The sequence below is a fragment of the Brevundimonas sp. UBA6550 genome, from assembly GCF_002434505.1.
Taxonomy (GTDB): domain Bacteria; phylum Pseudomonadota; class Alphaproteobacteria; order Caulobacterales; family Caulobacteraceae; genus Brevundimonas.
In genome coordinates, this window is record NZ_DJKE01000001.1 from 156,337 (window position 1) to 177,936 (window position 21,600).

Genomic DNA, 21,600 nt, shown 5'->3' on the forward strand with positions numbered 1-21,600 from the left:
CCTTCTCCCCCGGGGGGAGAAGGATCAGGAGTTTTCCATGCGCCCTCTTCTCCTCGCCTCCGCCGCCCTTCTCGCCTTCGCCGCCACGTCGGCGCGCGCGGAGGAAGGCATGTGGACCTACGACAACTTCCCGATCGCCCGCGCCAACCAGACGCTGGGGACCAATATCGACCAGGCCTTCCTGGATCGGGTGCGGCTGTCGTCGGTGAAGTTCGGCGGCTGTTCGGCGGGCGTGGTGTCGGGCCAGGGCCTGGTGATGACCAACAACCACTGTGTCGCCACCTGCGTGGCCAACCTGTCCACGCCGCAACAGCAGTATGGCGAGACCGGCTTTACGCCCAGGACGCGCGAGGAAGAGCGCAAATGCCCCGGCGCGACAGCCGAAATCCTGACCGACATCTCCGACGTGACCGAGCGGATGCACAAGGCCGGCGAAGGACTTGAGGGCCAGGCCTTCACCCAGGCGCGCGAGGCCGAGGCCGGGCGGATCGAAACCGAAGCCTGCGGAAACGATCCCAAGATCCGCTGCCAGGTCGTCAGCCTTTATCGCGGCGGCCAGTTCAAGCTGTATAGGTTCCGCAAATACACCGACGTGCGTCTGGCCTGGGCGCCGGAAGACCGCGCCGCGACGTTCGGCGGCGATCTGGACAACTTCTCCTTCCCCCGCTTCGCCATCGATGCCGCCTTCATCCGCCTGTACGAGGACGGAAAGCCGGTGAAGACCCCGACCCACTTCGTCTGGAACGCCGACAAGCCGACCGAGGGCGAAGCCGTCTTCGTCTCGGGCAACCCCGGCGCGACCCAGCGCCTGTTGACGATGGACCAACTGGCGACCATCCGCGACGTGGTCCTGCCGCTGGATCAGCTGATCGCCTCGGAGCTGCGCGGCCGCCTGATCCGCTATGCCGAAGAAGGCGAGGACCAGGCCTTTATCGCCATGGATCCCATCGTCGGCGTGGAGAACACCTACAAGCGCGGCCTTGGCCGGATGCGCGCCCTGACCGACGCTGACTTCATCCAGGCCAAGGCGGCGGCCGAGGCCGACTTCATGCAGCGTTACGCCGCCGCCGACGCCAACGGCTCGAACCCGTGGGAGGCGCTGAAGACCATCCAGCCGCTGGCCCGCGAACTGTATGCCCCCACCGCCCTGCTGGAGGGCGGCACCGCCATGGGCACGACCTCGGTCGCGGGCGGATCGCAGCTGTTCCAGTGGGCCAAGGCCATCGTGCGCGGCGCGCAGGAGCGGGCCAAGCCGTCGGACCAGCGTCTGGCCGAGTTCGCCGACAGCCGCCTGCCGGGCGTCGAATCCGGTCTGTTCGCTGAAAAGCCCACCTATCCCGAACTGGAGCAGATCCGGCTGGAATGGTGGCTGTCCAAGACCCGCGAATGGCTGACGGTCGACAGCCCCTATGTCCGCACCCTGCTGGGCAAGGAAAGCCCCGAGGACCTGTCGGCGCGCGTCGTCGCCGGCACGAAGCTGGCCGATCCGGCGGTGCGCCGCGCCCTGTGGACCGGCGGCCTGGCGGCGGTTCAGGCGTCCGACGATCCGATGATCCAATATGTGCTGTCGATCGACGCCGACGCTCGCGCGGTTCGCGCAGAGTGGGAAAACAAGGTCAAGGCGCCGACCGACCGCGCCTCGGAGCAGTTGGCCGCCGCCCGCTTCGCCGCCTATGGCGACGCGGTCTATCCCGACGCGACCGGCACCCTGCGTTTGACCTACGGCAAGGTCGAAGGCTCCGACGTGCCGGGCCAGCGGTTCGGCGCCTTCACCACCTTCGCCGGCCTGTGGGACCGCGCAACCGGCGCCGAGCCGTTCAAGGTCGCGCCCAAGCTGCTGGCCGCCAAGGACCGGATCGATCCGAACGCGGTGATGGACATGGCCGTCTCGACCGACACCATCGGCGGCTCGTCCGGCTCGCCCGCCGTCAACGCGCGGGGCGAGATCATCGGGGCCAACTTCGATTCCACCGTCCTGACCCAGCGCAACGCCTATGGCTACGACCGCAACACCAACCGCAGCGTGATCGTGAGCACCCAGGCGGTGACGGTGGCCCTGCGCGACGTCTATGGGATGGATCATCTGCTGGCGGAGCTGGGCGTCCGCCGTTGAGCCCGATCGCTTTTCGGGCCGCGACCCCAGCCGATGTCGCCGCCCTGCATCCGCTGATCGAGCGGGCCTATCGCGGCGAGACGGCCAAGGCCGGATGGACGCACGAGGCCGATCTGCTGTTCGACGAGCGGACCAGCGCCGAGGAGCTGGCGGGTCTGATCGCCGATCCCGAACGGGTCATCCTGCTGGCGCACCATGCCGATGATCTGATCGGCTGCGTCCAGGTCGCCCGCGCCGGAGAAGACCTGGCCTATCTGGGGATGTTGACGGTCGAGCCGACGCTGCAGGCGTCCGGCCTGGGGCGCCGTCTGCTGGCCGCCGCAGAGGCCGAGGCCGTGGCCCGGTTCGGCGCGCGGCGCATGGAGATGACGGTGATCCATCGCCGCGCCGAACTGATCGCCTGGTACGCGCGACGCGGCTATGCCCCCACCGGCGAGACCCGCCCCTTCCCCGTCGATCCGCCCCGGCCCGAACTGGCGTTCGTGGTGCTGGAGAAGGGGCTCTGAACCTGCCCTTCTCCCATTGGGAGAAGGTGGCCCGGAGGGCCGGATGAGGGTCGGCTGGTGAGCCAGGTCGTAGCACTCGACCCTTACCCTTTCGCGCGAGAACGCCGGCTGTCGCCGTCGTGCGCTCAAGCCCTCTCCCAGCGGGAGAGGGTAAGATGCTAGTAGCCCCTTGCAAAACGGACACGACTGTCCATTTAAGCGCGTCACCATGTCGCGCCCCGCCCCCAGACCTGTCCGAAAGGACGCCGTTCAGAACCGCGCCGCCCTGTTGCAGGCGGCGCGCGTCGTGCTGTCCGAACAGGGGCTGGACGCGCCGCTGGACCTGATCGCGGAAAAGGCCGGAGTCGGGCGCGGCACGCTTTATCGCCACTTCGCCGACCGCACCGAACTGGCGCTGGCGGTGCTGGAGGCCGATGTCGCGGACCTGGGGCGTCGCACCGACGAACAGGGCGACGACCCGGCCGTCTTCTTCTGGTTCCTGGACCGGCTGGCCGAGGACATGATCCGCAATGCCGGTCTGGCGGGCCTGGTGCGGAACGTGCGGTCGCCGGACGCGCTTACCCCCTTGCGGCAGAGCTTGATGGAGGCGGGCGCCGCGTCGCTGAGGCGGGCCCAGGCCGCCGGTCTGGTGCGGGAGGATTTGCGGCCGATGGACATTCGTCTGATCGCCACCCTGCTGGGCGCCGGATTCCAGGGCGCCGACGCGGCCGAGCGCGAGGCCGTGTCCCTGCGCACGCGCGACATCATCCTGGACGGGCTGAAACCCCGCGCGGAGGCGCTCTGATGGCCCGCGCCGACCGTCACTGGCATCTGCCGTGGGACCAGTATGTCGCCACGCTGAAGCCGCACGAACTGCCCACCCTGCCCGGCTCGCCCGCCACGCCGGACCATGCGCCCTGGCTGAGGGTGCAATACGCCCTGACGGGGGTTCTGGTGGCCATGGTCGGCGCCCTGGGCAACGCCGCCGTCACCGCCAACATCACCAGCCTGCAAGGCTCGCTGGGGATCACCCTGACCGAGGCGGCGTGGCTGCCGGTCGTGTTCGTGATGACCAACGCCTGTATGAACCTGATCCTGGTCAAGTTCCGCCAGCAATACGGCCTGCGCCTGTTCACTCAGATCTGTCTGGGCGCCTTCGTCGCCACCTGCGCGGCGCACCTGCTGGTCGACAACTATGAATCGACCCTGGTGGTGCGGGCGGCGGCCGGCATGGCGGCGGCGGGGCTGAGCAGCCTGGGCTTCCTCTACATGATCCAGGCGTTTCCGGCCCAGCATCGTCTGAAGGGGCTGGTGATCGGCATCGGCCTGGCCAGTTTCGCCGTGCCGGTGGCGCGTCTGGTCATGCCGACCCTGCTGCAGTTGAACGACTGGAAGGCGTTTTACACCTTCGAACTGGGGATGGCGCTTCTGGCCTGGGCGGCGGTGCAGGTGCTGCGTCTGCCCCCGTCCGAGCGGCTGAAACTGTTCGAGCCGCTGGACTTTCTGACCTTCGCCCTGTTCGCGCCGGGCGTGGCGCTTCTGGCCGCCGTGCTGGGGCTGGGTCGGATCGTCTGGTGGACCGAGGCGGCGTGGATCGGCTGGGCCCTGGTCGGGTCGATCATCCTGCTGAGCGTGGCCCTGGTGATCGAGCATAATCGCGCCAATCCGCTGATCAACACCCGCTGGCTGACCGGCAAGGACGTGCTGCGCCTGTTCGGAGCCGTCATCCTGATCCGCGTCACCCTGTCCGAACAGACCTCGGGCGCGGTGGGGTTCCTGACCGTCGTCGGCCTGGGCCAGGATCAGCTTCACGGCCTGTTCCTGCTGATCCTGCTGTCGATGATGGCGGGCACGGCGGTCAGCGCCCTGACGCTCAACATGACCAAGCTGCACAAGCCCATCGCCATCGCCCTGGGTCTGATCGCCATCGGCGCCTTCATCGACAGCCACGCCACCGTCCTGACCCGCCCGGCCCAGCTGTATTTCAGCCAGGCCCTGATCGCCTTCGCCTCGGCCATGTTCGTGGGGCCGGCCTTGCTGATCGGGGTGGGACGGGTGTTGCAGACCAATCCGCGCAATCTGATCAGCTTCATCGTCATGTTCAGCGTGCTGCAGAACGTGGGGGGCCTGGCCGGTTCGGCCCTGGTCGGCACGGTCCAGATCGTGCGCGAGAAGTTTCACTCCAACGAGCTGGCCGCCGGCATCGACGCCATGAACCCGCTGGTCGTGCAACGCCTGGCCCAGTTGTCCGGCGCCTATGGCCACGTCATCGGCGACCCGGCCCTCCTGAAGGCCGAGGGCGTCGCCCTGCTGAGCCGACAGGTGACGCAGCAGGCCAATATCCTGGCCTATAACGACGTCTTCCTGCTCATTTCCGTGATCGCCGCCCTGGGCTGCGCCTGGATCACGGTCATCCACCTTCTTCCCCGCTTCAAGGCCCGCAAACAGGCGCGCCAAGACGCCCGGCTGGCGGCGCAACAGGCCGCCGCAGCCGCCGCCGTCGACTGAGACCTTCCGAGAGCCGAACCGACATGACCGACACCACCGCCCCGACCTCCGCTCCTGCTCCTCAACCCGCCCCGGCGCCCGAGCCGAAGAAGCGCGTCCTGTGGTCGGTGGTGGCGGCCTGTATCGCCGTGCTGGCCATCGGCCTGGTGCTCTACGCCTGGCAGTTGCCGCCCTTCACCGGCCATATCCAGCGCACCGACAACGCCTATGTGCGGGGCCAGGTCACGCTGATCAGCCCGCAGGTCAGCGGCTATGTCACCCAGGTTCCGGTTCAGGACTTCCAGACGGTGCAGCAGGGCCAGCTGCTGGCCCAGGTGGACGACCGCATCTATCGTCAGCGACTGGAGCAGGCCGAGGCCAGTCTGCACGCGGCCGAGGCGGCCCTGTCCAACTCGACCCAGACCCAGGCGTCCGCGCGGGGATCGGTGGCCCAGCAGCGCGCCTCCATCGCCGCCGCCGAGGCGACGCTGACGCGGGCTCAGGCCGACGCCAATCGCGCCCGCACCCTGAAGGCCGGCGGCTGGGTGGCCCAGGCCAATGTCGATATCGCCGAGGCCGCCCTGCGCAGCGCCCAGGCCCAGGTCGCCCAGGCCCGCGCCGCCGAGGGCATCGCCCAGACCGGCGTCACCTCCGCCGTGGTCGGCCGCGACAGCCTGGCCGCCGCCGTGGAGAACGCCCGCGCCGCCGTGCGCCTGGCCCAGATCGACCTGGCCAACACCCGCATCGTCGCGCCGCGCGCCGGTCGGCTAGGCGAGGTCGGGGTGCGTCAGGGCCAGTATGTCACGGCCGGGACCCAGCTGATGGGCCTGGTGCCCGACGTGGTCTGGGTCACCGCCAATATGAAGGAGACGCAGATGCGCAACATCCGCGTCGGCCAGCCCGTCACCCTGACCGTCGACGCCCTGGGCGGCCAGACGCTGCGCGGCCGCGTCGAACGCATCGCCCCCGCCGCCGGGTCGGAGTTCAGCGTCATCCGTCCCGACAACGCCACCGGCAACTTCACCAAGGTCGCCCAGCGCATCCCCGTGCGCATCCGCATCGATCCCGGCCAGGAGGCCGCGCAACGCCTGGCGCCGGGCATGTCGGTGGTGGCCAAGGTGGATACGGCGGGCTGATCCCAGGCCGCCAAGGAACGGCTTCGCCCGCGCCGCGCTCCCTCTTCAACGAGAAGGAGACGACCATGGACCGCGAACAGACCGAAGGCCGGGAAAAGAACGGCGCAGACCCCGCCGGAAAGCCGGACGGCGCCACCTCCGACAAGGTGGTGAAGCGCGTCGGTCAGGCCGAGCAGAAGAGCGCCGGGCCGGACGGCCCGGACGCCTCGGTCATCGGCGACACCTTCAAGCGCGAGCCCTAGGCGGCGCGGCGCGGAGACAGCTGCGCCGCCAAGAGGTGGGCGTCATGCGCCCGCATCCGCTCGAAATTGCCCAGGCCCAGCGCCAGGGCGCGCATGACCTCGGTCTGGCGGGTGTGTTCCGGGCAGGCCGGCAGGGACGGCTCGGCCCGCGCCAGCTCGGCGTCCAGTTCGGCCATCATCCGGGCCAGGATTGCATCGTTCATCTGATCCTCCATCACGCCGCCGACCGCCGCAGACGGTTAGAGCATGATCGGAACAAATGCGGAACACCGAGGCGCTCGCCAGCCTGTGGACGAACGAAAAAGGGCCGGGCGATGCGTCGCCCGGCCCTTCCGTTTCAGGATTGCGGCAGGATCAGCTGTCGGCCTGCCAGCCCCCGGCCAGGGCGCGGAACAGGGCGATCTGATAGGTGGTGACCAGAGCGTCGGACTGGGCCAGGGCCGCATCGGCCGCCGCCTGGGTGCGCTGGGCGTCCAGCACCAACAGGAAGCTGTCGGCCCCGGCGTTGAAGCGCAGGCGCGACAGGTCGGCGGCGCGGGCCGCCTGGTCGCGCGCCTCGGTCAGGGCCGCACGGCGGTCCAGCTCGTTGGCGTAGTTGCTGAGCGCCGTCTCCGTCTCCTGCAGGGCCGTCAGCACCGTCTGATCGAAGGTGGCCAGGGCGGCGTCCGAACGGGCCCCGGCCGCCTTGATCTGAGCGCGAGCGGCGAAGACGTTGGGGAAAGACCAGCTGATCAGCGGACCGAAGCTGAAGCGGTAATTCTGGTCCTCGCCCAGATCGCCGGACTTCAGCGCCGTCGAGCCGTAGGAGCCGCCCAGGCTGATGCGGGGAAACAGGTTGGCGGTCGCCACATTCACGCGAGCGGCCGCACCGGCCAGTTCCGCCTCGGCCTGGCGCACGTCGGGACGACGGGCCAGGAGGGCGGCGCCGTCGCCGACCGGGATCGGCTGGGACAGCTGGGGCGGACGCACGCAGGACGCCGCCGCCTGGCTGGCCTCGGCCGGGGTGCGGCCGATCAGGGTGGACAGGCGGAACAGGGCCTCGTTGCGGGCGGCGCGCAGGGTCGGCAGGGTCGCCGCGGTCTGGGCCACCGCCGCGCGGGCGCTGGCCACGTCCAGCCCGGTGCCGGCCCCGCCGTCCAGTAGGGTCTGGGTCAGGCTGGCGGTGTTGCGTTGCAGCTCCAGCGTCCGTTCGGCCACCGCGATCTGGGCGTTGGCCGAGCAGGTATCCGCATAGGCGCGGGCGGTCTCGGCCGCGACCGTCACCTGAACCGTGGCCAGGGCGGCCTCGGCGGCGCGCGTATCGGCGCGGGCGGCGCGGATGGTCGATTCCACCCGCCCGAACAGATCGACCTCATAGGCCGCCTGGATCCCGACGTCGTAGGTGTCGATCTCCGGCGCCTTTTCGCCCGCCGGCAGCTCCTGGACCGTGGCGGCCGAGGCGCGGCTGCGCTGGGCCTGGGCGCTGGTCGTCGTGGTCGGGAAGCGGCCGACGCGCGCCTCCGACAGCGACGCCCGGACGGCGCGCAGATTGGCGAAGGCGGCCTCCAGCTGGTTGTTCTCGGCGAAGGCCTGCTGGATCAGGGCGTCCAGTTGCGGGTCGTCGTACAGCCGCCACCAGTCGTCGCGCGCCTGGGCGGTCGAGACGGTGGGGCTGGCGGAGCCGACGAAGGCGCCGGTTCCGGCCGTCGGCAGGTCCGCCGGCGGCGCCTTCGGCCCGACCGCGCAGGCGGCCAGCAGGGCGCTGGAGGCTGCGGCGGTCAGGAGGCTGAGCGTGGATTTGCGGGTCATCAGATGTCCCCTCCCCGGCCGGTCGCGGGCGCAGGCGCGTTCGGATCGGTCAGGTCGCTGGTTTCGTCGTAACGCTCGATCCGATCAGGGTTCGAGGTCGGCTTGGGTCCCGGCTTGTGGCCCTGCGGCAGCTTGGACGACAGCCAGCGGCAGACCACATAGAAGACCGGGGTGAAGATCAGACCGAAGAAGGTCACCCCCAGCATCCCCGAGAAGACGGAGGTGCCCAGGGACTGACGCATCTCCGCGCCCGGCCCCGTCGCCAGCATCAGCGGCACGACGCCGAGGATGAAGGCGAAGGAGGTCATCAGGATCGGACGCATGCGGGTCTTGGCGGCGGCGACGGCCGCGTCGAACCGGTTCATGCCCTGCTCTTCCTCGGCCTGTTTGGCGAACTCCACGATCAGGATGGCGTTCTTGGCCGCCAGGGCGATCAGCACCACCAGCCCGATCTGGACCAGGATGTTGTTGTCCAGGCCGCGCAGGTTCACCCCGACGATGGCGGCGAGCAGACACATGGGCACAATCAGGATGACCGCCAGCGGAAGCGTGAACGCCTCATACTGCGCCGCCAGCACCAGGAAGACGAACACCACCGCCATCAGGAAGATGACCGTCGCGCCCGAACCGGCCGCCTTCTGCTGATAGGCCAGACCCGTCCATTCGTAGGAGAAGCCCTGCGGCAGGGTCTGTGCGGCCATACGCTCCATGACCTGCAGCGCCTCGCCCGACGACACGCCCGCCGCGGCGTTGCCCTGAAGTTCGGCGGCCGGGAACAGGTTGTAGCGCACGATCCGGGAGGGACCGGAATCGTTCGTCAGATTGGCCACCGAACCGATCGGCACCATGGCCCCCGACGACGACTTGGTCTTCAGATTGGCGATGTCGGCGATGTCGTCGCGCGACTGCGGCTCCGCCTGCGCCGTCACCCGGAAGGTGCGGCCCAGCATGTTGAAGTCGTTGACGTAGGACGAGCCGAGATAGACCCCCAGCGTGTCGAACACGGCGCTGGGCTGGACCCCCATCATCAGCGCCTTGTCGCGGTCGACATCGGCGGTGATGCGCGGCGAGGCGGTGTTGTAGGTCGAGAAGACCTGGTTCACCTCGGTCGGCGCCTGGGCGGCCGCGCCCATCATGGCGAAGGTCGCGCCTTCCAGCGGACGATAGCCGGCGCCTTCGCGATCCTGGATCATCATCGAGAAGCCGTTGCCGGTGCCCAGACCCTGAACCGCCGGGGGGGCGATGACGAAGATCTGCGCGTCCTCGATCTGACCCGTGGCCTGGGTGATGGCCCCGGCCAGGGCGGTCGCGGCCTCCTGCTTCGAGCGCTCCTCGAACGGGTTCAGGCGCACGAAGATGGTGGCGGCGTTGGAGCCGAACGAGAAGCTGGAGCCGTCAAGGCCGGCGAAGGCGATGGCGCCGTTCACGCCGTCGGTCTTGCGGATGATGTCGGTGGCGCGCGTCATCACCGCCTCCGTCCGATCAAGCGAGGCGCCGGCGGGCAGCTGGATCACGCCGATCAGGAAGCCCTGATCCTGTTCGGGGATGAAGCCCGAGGGGGTGTCGATCAGGCGCCAGGCGGTCAGGCCCAGCAGGCCGGCGTAGACGATCAGCACCAGACCGACCGTACGCACCAGACGCGCGGTCAGACGACCGTAGCGATCCGATAGCCAGTCGAAGCCCTCGTTGAACTTCCGCCCGGCCCAGCCGCCGTAATAGACGACCGTGCCCAGGACGCCCGGCTTGCGGGCGTGTTCGTGATCCTTCTTGTGCGGCTTCAGCAGCAGGGCGGCCATGGCCGGCGACAGCGTCAGCGACACGAACAGGGAGATGACCGAGGCCGAGGCGATCACCACCGCGAACTGGCGGTAGAAGATGCCGGGGATGCCGGGCACGAACATGGTCGGGATGAAGACCGAGATCAGCACCAGACCGATGGCGATCAGGGCGCCGGACACCTCCTGCATCGAGCGATAGGCGGCCTCCTTGGGACTGAGGCCCTCGCTGATGGCCCGCTCCACGTTCTCGACCACGACGATGGCGTCATCGACGACGATGCCGACCGCGAGGACCAGGGCGAACAGGGACAGGGAGTTGATCGAATAGCCCAGCGCCAGCTGCACCGCGAAGGTGCCGACCAGGGCGACGGGAATGGCGATGATGGGAATGATGGCCGCACGCCAGGTCTGCAGGAAGACCATAATGACGATGACGACCAGGATGACGGCCTCGACCAGGGTGTGCTGAACCGACTCCACCGAGGCGGCGACGAATTCGGTCGGGTTGTAGGGCACCGAGACGTTCATGCCGGCCGGCAGGTCGGCCTTGATGGCGTCGACCTCTTTCAAGACGCGGTCGGCGGTGCCCAGGGCGTTGGCGCCCGGCTGCTGCACGATGGCGACGCCGACGCCGCGCTGGCCGTCGAAGAAGCCGCGAATGCCATAGTCCTGGGCGCCCAGTTCGATCCGCGCCACGTCGCGCAGATAGGTGACGCGCCCCTGGGCGTCCGTCTTCAGGATGACCTTGGAGAACTCATCCGGGTCGCTGAGGCGGCCCTGAACCTGGACCGGCAGCTGGAACGAGGCGGCGCTGTTGGCGAACGGCGGCTGGCCGATGGAGCCGGCGGCGGCCTGGACGTTCTGGGCGCGCAGGGCGGCGACGATCTCGGGACCTGTCAGACCGCGCTCGGCCGCCTTGGCCGGGTCGATCCAGACGCGCATCGAATAGTTGCCGCCGCCGAACACCTGGACCGCGCCCACGCCCTCGATCCGCAGCAGGCGGTCCCGCAGCGTGGAGTTGGCGTAGTTGCCGACATAGTCGTTATCCAGCGTGCCGTCCGGCGAGGTCAGGCCCAGGATCATCAAAAAGCCGCTCTCGGCCTTGTTGACCACGACACCCGTCTGGCGAACCGCCTCGGGCAGGCGGGGCTCGGCCAGGGCGACCCGGTTCTGGACCAGCACCTGAGCGGAATCGAGGTCCGTTCCGGGCTGGAAGGTCACGGTGATCGCCACCGCCCCGTCCGAGGTGGACGAGGAGGTGATGTAGAGCATCTTCTCGACGCCGTTCACCTCCTGCTCGATGGGGGCGGCGACGGTCTCGGCCAGGGTCTCGGCCGAGGCGCCGGGATAGGCGGCGTTGATGGTGATCGTCGGCGGGGCGATCTCGGGATACTGCGACAGCGGCAGCAGCGGATAGGCCGCGATGCCGATGATGGAGATCACCACCGCAATCACGGCCGCGAAGATCGGCCGGTCGATGAAGAAGCGGGAGATGTTCATGGCTTAGCCAGCGGGAATGGAGTTGGCGAACGAGGCGCTGGACGCCGGGGCCGCCTGGGTGACCGGCGCCTGGGAGGCGTCGGCGGCGACGGGTTCGATCTTGCCGTTCTTGGGCGTGACCTTGGAACCCGGCTGGGCGGCGCGCTGCAGGCCGGCGATGATGACGCGATCGGTCGGGGCCAGGCCCGAACGAACGACGCGCAGACCCTGGACGATGGGGCCCAGCTGGACCGCCTTGTTCGTCACGGTGCCGTCGGCGTTGACGACGGCGACGGTGCGGCGGGCCTGATCGGTGCCGATGGCCGAATCCGGCACCAGCAGGGCGTTGTAGGCGCCGGCGCCGGCGACCTGGGCGCTGCCGAACATGCCGGGGCGCAGGAAGCCGTCGGCGTTGGGCAGGATGGCGCGCAGGCGGATCACGCCCGAGGCGGTGTCCACGGCGTTGTCCGAGAAGTCCAGGCGGCCGGTGTGCTTGTAGGTGCTTTCGTCCTGCAGGCGGACGTTGACGGTCGCGCCCTGGTTGGCGCCGCCCTCGCGCAGGTATTTCAGCAGCACCGCTTCCGAACCGTCGAAGACGAAGTGGATCGGCCCGCCCGAGATGATGGTGGTCAGGACGTCGCCGGCCGACGATCCGCCGGCGATGACATTGCCCGGATCGACGCGACGGTCGGACACGCGGCCCGAGGTCGGCGCCGTGACGCGGGTGTAGTCCAGGTTCAGCCGCGCATTGCGGACCGCGGCGTTGGCGGCCGCCAGATTGGCCTGGGCCGCATCCACGGCGGCCTTGTTGGAATCATACTCGGCCTTGGACACCGCCTGGGACGCCAGCAGCGTCTCGCTGCGGGCCAGGTTGGCGCGAGCCAGGGTCAGTTGCGACTGCATCTGCGCGACCTGGGCCTGGGCCTGGGCCAGGGCGGCCTGGGCCGGACGCGGATCCAGGGTGAACAGCAGCTGGCCGCGCTGAACCATCTGTCCGTCGCGGAAGTGGACCGCTTGGATATAGCCGCCGACGCGGGCGCGCACGTCCACCGTCTCGACCGCCTCGAACCGGCCCGTGAACTCGTCCCAGTCGCGCACCTGCTGCTGCAGGGGCGTCGCCACCGTCACCGGGGGCGCGCCTTGCGCCGGAGCCTCCGCCTTTGGGGAACAACCATAAAGCGCACCCGTCGCCATGACGGATACAGCCGCAATCTTCAGCCCGCGCATCTGCGCAATCTCCCTGTCGGAGGTAAATCCCAGTCAAGCGGACATCGGCCAATGGGGAGTCGGCCTTGTCAACGCATGGTGACTTAATGGTCGGGGCCGTGGCGCTTGTCAACACGCGTTGACAAAGCCATATGGGAGCTACGGTTATTGTTCTGTGGAGTGTCACACCCTTGTTATGTCCCGGCCCACGCCCGAGAAACGCCGCCGCGACGCGCACGGCCATTCTCGATGCTGCACGCGAACGGTTCGCGGCCGAGAGCTATGACGACGTCGGGATGCGCGACATCGCCCGCGACGTGGGCGTCGATGCGGCCCTGATCAGCCGATATTTCGGCTCCAAGGACGACCTGTTCCTGGCCGCGCTGGACAGCTGCGGCGACGGCAGCACGCTGATGTCCGGCGAAAAGTCCGAGTTCGGCGCGCGCGTGGCCAATGAGATCGTGTTCGAGCCCAAGACCGCCGAAAAGCTGAAGGGCATGTCGATCATGCTGCGCTCCATCGGCTCGAACAAGGCGGCGGAGATGGTGCAGACGACCTGCACCTCGCGCTTCTTCGGCCCGCTGGAGGAATGGCTGAGCGGACCGAACGCCACGGTGCGCGCGCGTCTGCTGGCCGGCTTCATCATAGGCATGTCCGTCAGCCGCGAGCTGGGCGGCGGCAGCTTCAACATCGAACCGGCCCAGTGCGAAGAGATGCGCGACCGGCTGGCCCCCATCCTTCAGGCGCTGATCGACGGCTGATCGCGCGACGGAGAATTGAAAAAGGGCGCGGAGGTCTCCCTCCGCGCCCTTCGTCTTGTCCGGCGACGTATCGCTTAGTGCGAAGCGGTCGTCGTCACCTCGGTCAGGGCCTTGGTGCGGATGCAGGCGATGGCGAAGACGGTCAGGCCGACATAGCCCAGCATCGGCACGATGAAGGCCGGCTGCAGATCGCCCGCCGCGTCGGCGATGTGCGCCGCGACCTGCGGCAGCAGGGCGCCGCCGATGATGCCGAACACCAGCAGGCCCGACGTCGCCGAGGTCGGGGCGGTCGACCGCTCCAGCGTCAGGGTGAAGATGGTCGGGAACATGATGGAGTTGAACAGGCCGATGGACAGGACGGCATAGGCCGCCGTCGGTCCGCCCAGCTGGCTGACGGTCAGGCACAGGGTGGCGGCCGCGACCGTGCAGAAGGCCAGGACGATGCCGGGGCGCACCTTGGTCAGGACGGCCGAGCCGATGAAGCGGCCGACCATGGCCCCGCCCCAGTACAGGGCGACCATCTTGCCCGCCGTCTCGATGGGGGCGTTCAGGATTTCCGGGCTTTCCAGGAAGTTGGTCAGCATCCCGCCGATGGCCACCTCCGACCCGACGTAGAGGAAGATGGCCAGGGCGCCGAAGATCGCCCAGGGCGAGGACAGGGCCTTCAGCGGCGACACGGCCTCGGTCGTCGCAGGCGCGGCGGCGTTGATCTTCTTGCGCGCCGTGAAGATGAAGACGGCGACCAGGGCGAAGAAGGAGCCCATGCCCAGGAAGGCCATGTCGATGCTGCGCAGCGACTGGGTGCGGGTGGCGGCGGTCACGACCGCGCCGGCGGCGAAGACGCCGCCCGTCAGCAGGACGTGCGAACCCAGCCACGGCCCGATCGTCGTTCCCAGAGAGTTGAAGGCCTGCGACAGGTTCAGGCGGCTGGAGGCGCCCTTGGGGCTGCCCAGTTCGGCGACCAGCGGATTGGCGGCGACCTGCAACAGGGTGACGCCCGACGCGATGACGAACAGGGCGATCAGCACGCCCGGATACCAGTCGGCGGCCGTCGCGGCCGGCACGATCAGACAGCCGGCGACCATCACGATCAGGGCGCCGATGATCGAGCGGCTGTAGCCCAGCTTGCTGAGCACCGATGCGGCCGGCAGCGACATCAGCCCATAGGCGATGAACCAGGCGAAGGTGGTCAGGAAGGCTTCGGCGTTGTTCAGGTCGAACACCCGCTTCACCGCCGCGATCAGCGGATCGATCAGCGAGGTGGCGAAGCCCCAGGCGAAGAACAGGGTGGTGACATAGGCGAAGGCCAGGCCTGCGCCCTGGCGTTTTCCAGCGTCCGTCGTGGTCATGAAAGTCAGGTCCCCCAGTGGCGTCATCGGCCGCGCTGTGCCGCGCGGTTCTTCAGACCGACGTGGTTCCGACATCGCGGGCCGTGCGTCCAGCCGAAAAGCGCGTCCTGTAACCAAACTTTTGCCGTCGGACGAAAAAGGGCCGCCCCATGATCGGGGCGGCCCAAGTCTGCTCGGAGAGAAGGAAGATCAGAACTTGTAGTTCAGACCGACCGCAAAGGTGCGGCCATAGTGCTGGTAGTCGATGGTCTGACGCTCATCGCCGTTCTGGAAGGTCTTGAACGGTTCGTCGGTCAGGTTGTTGACCTGGGCCAGGACCGACAGCCCCTCCAGCGCGCCGGACTGGAACTCGTAGCCGACCTGGGCGTCGACCACGGTTTCCGCCGCCACCGAACGCAGGGTGCGGCCGTTGCCGAAGCCGGCGACCTCGCCCAGGTAGTCCGAGCGATAGCGGGCCGAAATCCGCGACTGGAAGCCGTAGCGCTCATAGTACAGCGAGCCGTTGATGACGTTCTCCGACAGACCCGGCAGGGCGGTCGGCGCCTGGGTCGGATCGGGCTGGACCTCGCTGTCCGTCGTCGAGGCGCTGAACTGGGCGCCGAAGCCTTCCAGCGCGGGATGGAAGATGTCGAACGGCGCCGAGATCGACAGCTCCAGACCCTTGATCCAACCGCCTTCGCCGTTGTCAGGGGCCGAGGACTTGCCGAAGTTGATGACGGGCGTCACGCCGCCGGTCGGATAGCCGGTGAAATCGAAGATCTGGTCGTGGTTATAAACGTAGCTTTCCAGATGCTTGTAGAAGGCCGCCAGCGAGATGTAGCCCTTGCGGTTGGCGAAATACTTCTCGAACGAGAGGTCGGCCACATCGGCGATATAGGGGGTCAGCGTCGGATTGCCGCCCGAGGCGCTCCAGGGCGAGTTCTGATCGGCCGACGCATTGCCATTGTTCTTGCCGTTGTCGAACGAATAGTTCCGCGACGCGCGCATGTCGTCCATGCGGGCGCGGGCCAGGGTGCGGGCCGCCGCGAAACGCACGAAGGTGTCGTCCGCGACCTGCAGGATGAAGTTCGAGCTGGGCAGGATTTCCAGATAGTCCTTGCCGCCCGAGACGGCGACCGTCTGGGACACGCCCGGTCCCGCCTGACGGGCCGAGAAGCCGTTAGAACTCTGGTCCGTATAGACGAACTGCATCCCCACATTGCCGGTCAGCGGCAGGCCGAACAGATTGTGATCGACGTTGGCGCGGACATAGGCGGTCGAGACCTTTTCCGTCACTTCCCAGTTGCCCGAGATGACGTCGGCGTTCGGGTTGCGGATGCGGTTCAGTGCGCCGCTGTTGACCAGGCCCAGGGCGTCGTAGCTCAGCACCTGCGAGATGCCGAGATAGCCCAGGTCGGTCGGGTCCAGCAGGAAGGCGGTCGGCACCGTCAGATCGCCGCCGCCGGGGACGCCGAGGTAGTATTGGTCGTTGACGAAGGTCTTCTGGCGCTCGGTGTAGTTGAAGCCGAAGTCGATCGACTTGAACGGGCTCTGGTGCAGTTGGCGCGTGACCGAGAAGCGGGCGGCCTTCAGCTCGTCCTCGATGGACGGGGTGTTCAGATAACCGGCCTGGCCCTCGGGGATCACGTCGCCGCCCCAGCCCTGCGGGCTGGTGATCTTGATCAGCGTCGGATCGGCGTAGTTCAGACGGCTGGTGAAGCGGGTCACGCCGTCGCCGGTCAGCTGGAAGCCCAGGGTGTCCAGGGCGCCGTTGATGTTGCGGCCGGTGCCGGCGTTGGTTTCCAGGATGATGTCGTTACGCTCGACCTTCGAATAGCTGAGGTCCAGGTTGGCCGACCAGTCGTCGCTGATCGTGAACTCGGTGTTCCAGCCCAGGGCCGTGATGTTGCTGTCGCGCTTGTTCAGGTCGTTGCGGACGACGCCCTTGATGTTGTCCCAGGCGCCCGCGACGATAAGGCCGTTCTCGACCGTGTAGCCGGGACGCAGCGACGGCGCCGGGCGGCAGACGTTGGGCGTCGCGACATTGTTGGTGATCTGGCAACCGCCCAGAACGACAGGATTGGTGCTGCGGTTGGGGGTTTCAGCCAGACCGCCCCAGGCCAGCGGGAATTCGATGCCGCGCAGGACCTGGGTGTTCTTGAACTCGGAATAGAAGGCGTCGATCGTGGAGTGGATACGGTCGTTCGGGCGCCATTCCAGCACGCCCATATAGCCGTCGCGCTCCAGTTCCGACGACATGACATAGGGCTTGACCCCGCCGGTCAGCAGATTGCCGTCGGTATAGTTGGGATAGCCCCAGGCGTTGAACCGTTCGGACTGATAGGGCGAGCTCATGTGGGCGTAACCCAGGGCCACGCCCAGGGTGCCGTCCAGGAACTGATCGACGTAGGAGACGGTGTAGCGGTCGCCCTTGTCGGTGGTGCCCGAGTTCAGGGCGCCGATGTCGTTCCATTCGTGGCGATAGTTCAGGGCGATGGCCTGGCGGCCATAGGCCAGCGGTCGCACGGTGCGCAGGTCGACGGTGCCGCCCAGGCCCTGGCCGATCAGGGCCGAATCCGGGGTCTTGTAGACGACGACGCTGGACAGCAGTTCGGCGGGGAACTGGTCGAACTCGACGCCGCGGTTGTCGCCGGTGGTGACCAGTTCGCGACCGTTCAGCAAGGCGGTGGTGAAGTCGGGACCCAGGCCCCGGATCGAGATCGCCTGGCTGCGGCCGTCCAGACGCTGCATCGTCACGCCCGGCAGGCGCGCCAGGGATTCGGCGATGGACACGTCCGGCAGCTTGCCGATGTCCTCGGAGGAAATGACCTCGACGATCGAGGTGTTGTTGGCCTTGGCCGAGATCGACGCTTCGATCGAGCGGCGGATGCCGGTGACGACGATTTCGCCGACTTCGGTCGGTTGGTCGCCGGCCTGCGCGGTCGTCGCCGCGGCGGTTTGGGCGTGGGCCGAGCCGACCGTCATGAGGGCGGCGGCGCCGAAGGCGACACCGGACAGCAGACGCGCGCGTCGGTTGAGACGTTGGAACATGATCATCCTCCCTGGGGCTGATCGCATTTCTGAACGTCGCGACCCTAAGCCGTCGCAAAAATATGCAAATCTTCGCGAACCTTGCAAGCAGTTAATGTTGCCGCCGTCTTACGGCCTTCACAAGGGCGGGATTTTTGCAACTGCGACACCTGATCGCGGCTTGAAGGCGCTCATAATGTTTGCATTGCAGCAAAAACAACCCGCGTTGACAGGCGGAGCCATTGCTGCAAAATCTTGCAAACTGATCTGGAAGGCTTTGCATCGGCCAGACGTGTGGGAGCGACGACGATGAACACCGCCAAGACACGAAACAGATGGCGCGCGGTTGCGGCCGCTGCCGCCCTGATGTCCGCCGCCGGCGGCTCGGCCCTGGCCCAGACCGCCCCGACGCCCGCCGGGCTGGAGGCGCTGCGCCAGCGCCCGCCCCAGGACGAGGTGATCTATTTCCTGCTGCCCGACCGCTTCGCCAACGGCGATCCCGCCAACGACCACGGCGGCTATGCGCCCCAGCGGCTGGTCAGCGGCTTCGACCCGACCGACACCGACTTCTACCACGGCGGCGACCTGGCGGGGGTGGTCCAGCGGCTGGACTATATCCAGGGCCTGGGCGCGACGGCCGTGTGGCTGGCGCCCATCTTCAAGAACAAGCCGGTCCAGACGCACGGAAACTACACCGGCGCGGCGCACCACGGCTACTGGATCACCGACTTCACCACGGTCGATCCCCATTTCGGCGACGAGGCGACGATGCGCGCCCTGGTCGATGCGGCCCATGCGCGGGGCATGAAGGTCTATCTGGACATCGTGGCCAACCACACCGCCGACGTCATCCGCTATCGCGAATGCCCCCAGAACGACTGCGCCTACCGCAGCCGCGCCGACTATCCCTATACGCGCCAGGGCGGGGTGGACGGCGCGGCGATCAACGAGGGCTTCGACGGTCGCGACTTCTCGCGCCTGACCCGGACCGACTACGCCTACAGCCCTTACGTCCCGGCGGGCGAGGAGAACGCCAAGGTTCCCGCCTGGCTGAACGATCCGATCCGCTATCATAACCGGGGCGAGAGCACCTTCTCGGGCGAAAGCAGCCTGGACGGCGACTTCGCCGGTCTGGACGATCTGCTGACCGAGGACCCGGTGGTCTTGCAGGGCATGATCGACATCTTCGGCGGCTGGATCGACCGATATGGCATCGACGGCTATCGCATCGACACCGCCCGCCATGTGAACCCCGAATTCTGGCGGGCCTTCATCCCCGCCATGAAGGCCCGCGCCGCCGCCAAGGGCATCCCCAACTTCCACATCTTCGGCGAGGTCTATGATCCCGATCCGGCCGTGACGGCGCGGTTCACGCGGGTCGATGGCTATCCGGCCGTGCTGGACTTCCCGTTCCAGAAACAGGCGACCGATGTCGCGGCGGGCAAGGTCGGGACCGACGCCCTGGCCAGGCTGTTCGACGCCGATACGATCTATGCGGACGGCGCCGAGACGGCCGCCATCCTGCCGACCTTCCTGGGCAATCACGACATGGGCCGGATCGGCTTCTTCGTGAAACAGGCGAACCCCCAGGCCGACGACGCCGAACTGCTGGCCCGGATCAAACTGGCCCATGCGCTGATGATGTTCAGCCGGGGCGTGCCCACCCTCTATTACGGCGACGAACAGGGCTTCGCCGGCGCGGGCGGATACGGAAACTCGCGCCAGGACATGTGGCCCAGCCGCACGCCGGTCTATGCGAACGAGACGCCCGTCGGCGGCCGCCAGCCAGCCTATTCGACCGAGGCGCCGCTGTACAAGGCCATCGCGGAAATGGCGCGGCTGCGCGCCGCCGAACCGGCGCTGCGGCGCGGCCGTCAGGTCGTTCGGGCCTATGGCGACAAGCCGGGCCTGTTCGCCTTCTCGCGCCTGACAGACGACGGCGGCGAGGTGCTGGTGCTGTTCAACAGTTCGACCGCGCCCGTCAGCGCCCAGGTCGAGGTGGAGCCCGGCTCGCTTCGGTGGCAAGCTTTGCGCGGCGACTGCGCCGCCCGTTCGTCGGCGCCCGCCAGCGTCGCCGTCCGCGTTCCCCCTCTCGATTACCTCGTCTGCAAGAGCGTGCCGTGACCGCCCAGCCCATCGACCTTTCCCCGGCCGCCGTCGCCCCTGCCCTCTCCCAGGACTGGTGGCGGGGCGCGGTCCTGTACCAGATCTATCCGCGCAGCTTCGCCGACGCGAACGACGACGGCGTGGGCGACCTGCGGGGGATCACGGCGCATCTGGATCATGTCGCCAGCCTGGGCGTGGACGGGGTGTGGCTGTCGCCCTTCTTCAAGTCGCCGATGAAGGACTTCGGCTATGACGTGTCGGACTATTGCGACGTCGATCCGATCTTCGGGACCCTGGCCGATTTCGACGCCCTGATGGCGCGCGCCCAGGCGCTGGGGCTGAAGGTCGTCATCGATCAGGTGTTCTCGCATACCTCGGACGAACACCCCTGGTTCGTGGACAGCCGCGCCAGCCGCAACGGCGAACACGCCGACTGGTACGTCTGGGCCGACGCCAAGCCGGACGGCTCGCCGCCGTCTAACTGGCAGTCGGTGTTCGGCGGCCCGGCCTGGACCTGGGATGCGCGGCGCGGCCAATACTACATGCACAACTTCCTGGCCTCTCAGCCTCAGCTGAACGTCAGGAACCCGGCGGTGCAGGACGCCCTGATCGCGGCGGCGCGGTTCTGGCTGGACCGGGGGGTGGACGGCTTCCGACTGGATGCGATCAACTTCGCCATCCATGACCCGTCCTTGCGCGACAATCCGCCGATCCAGGACGGCAAGAAGCGCACGCGCCCGTTCGATTTCCAGGACAAGATCTACAACCAGTCCCATCCCGACATCATCGGCTTCCTGAACCGCATCCGCGCCCTGACCGACAGCTATGACGCCCGGTTCACGGTGGCGGAGGTCGGCGGCGACCACGCCGACCGCGAGATGAAGGCGTTCACCGCCGGGAACGACCGGCTGCATTCGGCCTATGGCTTTCTCTACCTCTACGCCGACACGCTGAAGGGCGAACTGATCGGCCAGGGCGACCAGATGTGGCCGGACCAGCAAGGCGAAGGCTGGCCGTCCTGGACCTTCTCCAACCACGATGCGCCGCGCGCGGTGTCCCGCTGGGCCAAGGGCCGCGACGAGAAGGCCTTTTCGGAGATGGCCCTGCTGCTGCTGATGAGCCTGCGCGGCAATGTCTTCGTCTATCAGGGCGAGGAGCTGGGCCTGCCGCAGGCCGAGGTGCCGTTCGAGCGGCTGGTCGATCCCGAGGCCATCGCCAACTGGCCCCAGACTCTGGGCCGCGACGGCGCCCGTACGCCGATGCCGTGGGTGGCGTCCGCGCCCAACGCCGGGTTTTCGACGGCGGAGCCGTGGCTGCCGGTCGATCCGCGCCACCTGCCCATGTCGGTGGATGCGCAGGAAGCGGACCCGACCTCGGTCCTGCACGCCGCGCGCCGCATCATCGCCCTGCGTCACGCCCATCCGGCGCTGCGCACCGGCGGGCTGGAGATCGAAAGCGCGGGCGATCTGGTGATCTTCCGCCGGTTCGAACGGGCCGAGGGCGGCGAGCGTCTGCTGTGCGTGTTCAACCTGGGCTTCGAGGCCGTGGACTGGTCTCCTCCCGCCGGCGCGCGCCGGATCGCGGCGGTCAACTGGACCGAGGCGGACGGATCGGCGCTGAAGCCGCTGGCCGGCCTGATCTTCGCCGAAGCCAGATGAGGG

The 21,600-nt window shown here is 68.1% G+C and carries 16 protein-coding genes; 10 read left to right on the forward strand and 6 right to left on the reverse strand.

Annotated elements, in window-relative coordinates; translation table 11 throughout:
- The first annotated feature begins 37 nt into the window (after positions 1 to 37).
- The 6 genes from B3Z70_RS00725 to B3Z70_RS00750 all read left to right on the forward strand — a co-directional run bounded on the left by B3Z70_RS00725 (position 38) and on the right by B3Z70_RS00750 (position 6,463).
- Positions 38 to 2,113, forward strand: a complete 2,076-nt coding sequence (locus B3Z70_RS00725) for a S46 family peptidase (RefSeq protein WP_292021729.1) — start codon at positions 38 to 40, stop codon at positions 2,111 to 2,113.
- Positions 2,110 to 2,619, forward strand: coding sequence for a GNAT family N-acetyltransferase (locus tag B3Z70_RS00730; RefSeq protein ID WP_292021727.1), 510 nt, complete (start codon positions 2,110 to 2,112; stop codon positions 2,617 to 2,619). Before B3Z70_RS00725 ends, B3Z70_RS00730 begins: the two co-directional genes overlap by 4 nt.
- A gap of 208 nt (positions 2,620 to 2,827) precedes the next feature.
- Complete coding sequence (locus B3Z70_RS00735) at positions 2,828 to 3,403, forward strand: TetR/AcrR family transcriptional regulator (protein ID WP_292021725.1); 576 nt, start codon at positions 2,828 to 2,830, stop codon at positions 3,401 to 3,403.
- Positions 3,403 to 5,106, forward strand: a complete 1,704-nt coding sequence (locus B3Z70_RS00740) for an MFS transporter (RefSeq protein WP_292021723.1) — start codon at positions 3,403 to 3,405, stop codon at positions 5,104 to 5,106. The genes B3Z70_RS00735 and B3Z70_RS00740 overlap by 1 nt, the downstream gene beginning before the upstream one ends.
- Positions 5,107 to 5,129: 23 nt before the next feature.
- Positions 5,130 to 6,221 (forward strand): HlyD family secretion protein, encoded by a 1,092-nt coding sequence (locus B3Z70_RS00745; RefSeq protein ID WP_292044426.1) that lies wholly within the window; start codon positions 5,130 to 5,132, stop codon positions 6,219 to 6,221.
- 65 nt (positions 6,222 to 6,286) lie between these two features.
- Positions 6,287 to 6,463: a hypothetical protein gene (locus B3Z70_RS00750; RefSeq protein WP_292044428.1), complete on the forward strand. Its 177-nt coding sequence runs from the start codon at positions 6,287 to 6,289 to the stop codon at positions 6,461 to 6,463.
- Here the strand turns inward: B3Z70_RS00750 and B3Z70_RS00755 are convergent.
- From B3Z70_RS00755 to B3Z70_RS00770, 4 genes are all read right to left on the reverse strand, one after another.
- Complete coding sequence (locus B3Z70_RS00755; protein WP_292044431.1) at positions 6,460 to 6,666, reverse strand: hypothetical protein; 207 nt, start codon at positions 6,664 to 6,666, stop codon at positions 6,460 to 6,462. The genes B3Z70_RS00750 and B3Z70_RS00755 overlap by 4 nt on opposite strands.
- Before the next feature lie 151 nt (positions 6,667 to 6,817).
- Positions 6,818 to 8,251, reverse strand: coding sequence for an efflux transporter outer membrane subunit (locus B3Z70_RS00760; protein WP_292044432.1), 1,434 nt, complete (start codon positions 8,249 to 8,251; stop codon positions 6,818 to 6,820).
- Positions 8,251 to 11,529 (reverse strand): efflux RND transporter permease subunit, encoded by a 3,279-nt coding sequence (locus B3Z70_RS00765; RefSeq protein WP_292044434.1) that lies wholly within the window; start codon positions 11,527 to 11,529, stop codon positions 8,251 to 8,253. The genes B3Z70_RS00760 and B3Z70_RS00765 overlap by 1 nt, the downstream gene beginning before the upstream one ends.
- A gap of 3 nt (positions 11,530 to 11,532) precedes the next feature.
- Positions 11,533 to 12,735, reverse strand: coding sequence for an efflux RND transporter periplasmic adaptor subunit (locus tag B3Z70_RS00770; protein ID WP_292023958.1), 1,203 nt, complete (start codon positions 12,733 to 12,735; stop codon positions 11,533 to 11,535).
- Between the two features lie 131 nt (positions 12,736 to 12,866).
- Between B3Z70_RS00770 and B3Z70_RS00775 the strand changes: the two genes are divergently transcribed.
- The gene (locus B3Z70_RS00775) at positions 12,867 to 13,475 is read left to right on the forward strand and encodes a TetR/AcrR family transcriptional regulator (RefSeq protein ID WP_292044436.1); all 609 of its coding nucleotides are present in this window, start codon (positions 12,867 to 12,869) and stop codon (positions 13,473 to 13,475) included.
- 74 nt (positions 13,476 to 13,549) lie between these two features.
- On the opposite strand, the gene B3Z70_RS00780 is transcribed toward B3Z70_RS00775, so the two are convergent.
- Positions 13,550 to 14,824 (reverse strand): sugar MFS transporter, encoded by a 1,275-nt coding sequence (locus tag B3Z70_RS00780; protein WP_292023961.1) that lies wholly within the window; start codon positions 14,822 to 14,824, stop codon positions 13,550 to 13,552.
- 189 nt (positions 14,825 to 15,013) lie between these two features.
- The gene (locus tag B3Z70_RS00785) at positions 15,014 to 17,854 is read right to left on the reverse strand and encodes a TonB-dependent receptor (protein WP_292023963.1); all 2,841 of its coding nucleotides are present in this window, start codon (positions 17,852 to 17,854) and stop codon (positions 15,014 to 15,016) included.
- Between B3Z70_RS00785 and B3Z70_RS00790 the strand changes: the two genes are divergently transcribed.
- From B3Z70_RS00790 to B3Z70_RS00800, 3 genes are read left to right on the forward strand one after another with little or no spacing between them, the layout of a single operon-like run.
- Positions 17,853 to 18,146 (forward strand): hypothetical protein, encoded by a 294-nt coding sequence (locus B3Z70_RS00790; protein WP_292023965.1) that lies wholly within the window; start codon positions 17,853 to 17,855, stop codon positions 18,144 to 18,146. The two genes, B3Z70_RS00785 and B3Z70_RS00790, sit on opposite strands and share 2 nt — an antisense overlap.
- Positions 18,143 to 19,957, forward strand: coding sequence for an alpha-amylase family glycosyl hydrolase (locus B3Z70_RS00795; protein WP_292023967.1), 1,815 nt, complete (start codon positions 18,143 to 18,145; stop codon positions 19,955 to 19,957). The genes B3Z70_RS00790 and B3Z70_RS00795 overlap by 4 nt, the downstream gene beginning before the upstream one ends.
- A complete protein-coding gene (locus B3Z70_RS00800) occupies positions 19,954 to 21,597 on the forward strand; it encodes an alpha-amylase family glycosyl hydrolase (protein WP_292023968.1) in 1,644 nt (547 codons plus the stop codon). The genes B3Z70_RS00795 and B3Z70_RS00800 overlap by 4 nt, the downstream gene beginning before the upstream one ends.
- Positions 21,598 to 21,600: the final 3 nt, after the last annotated feature.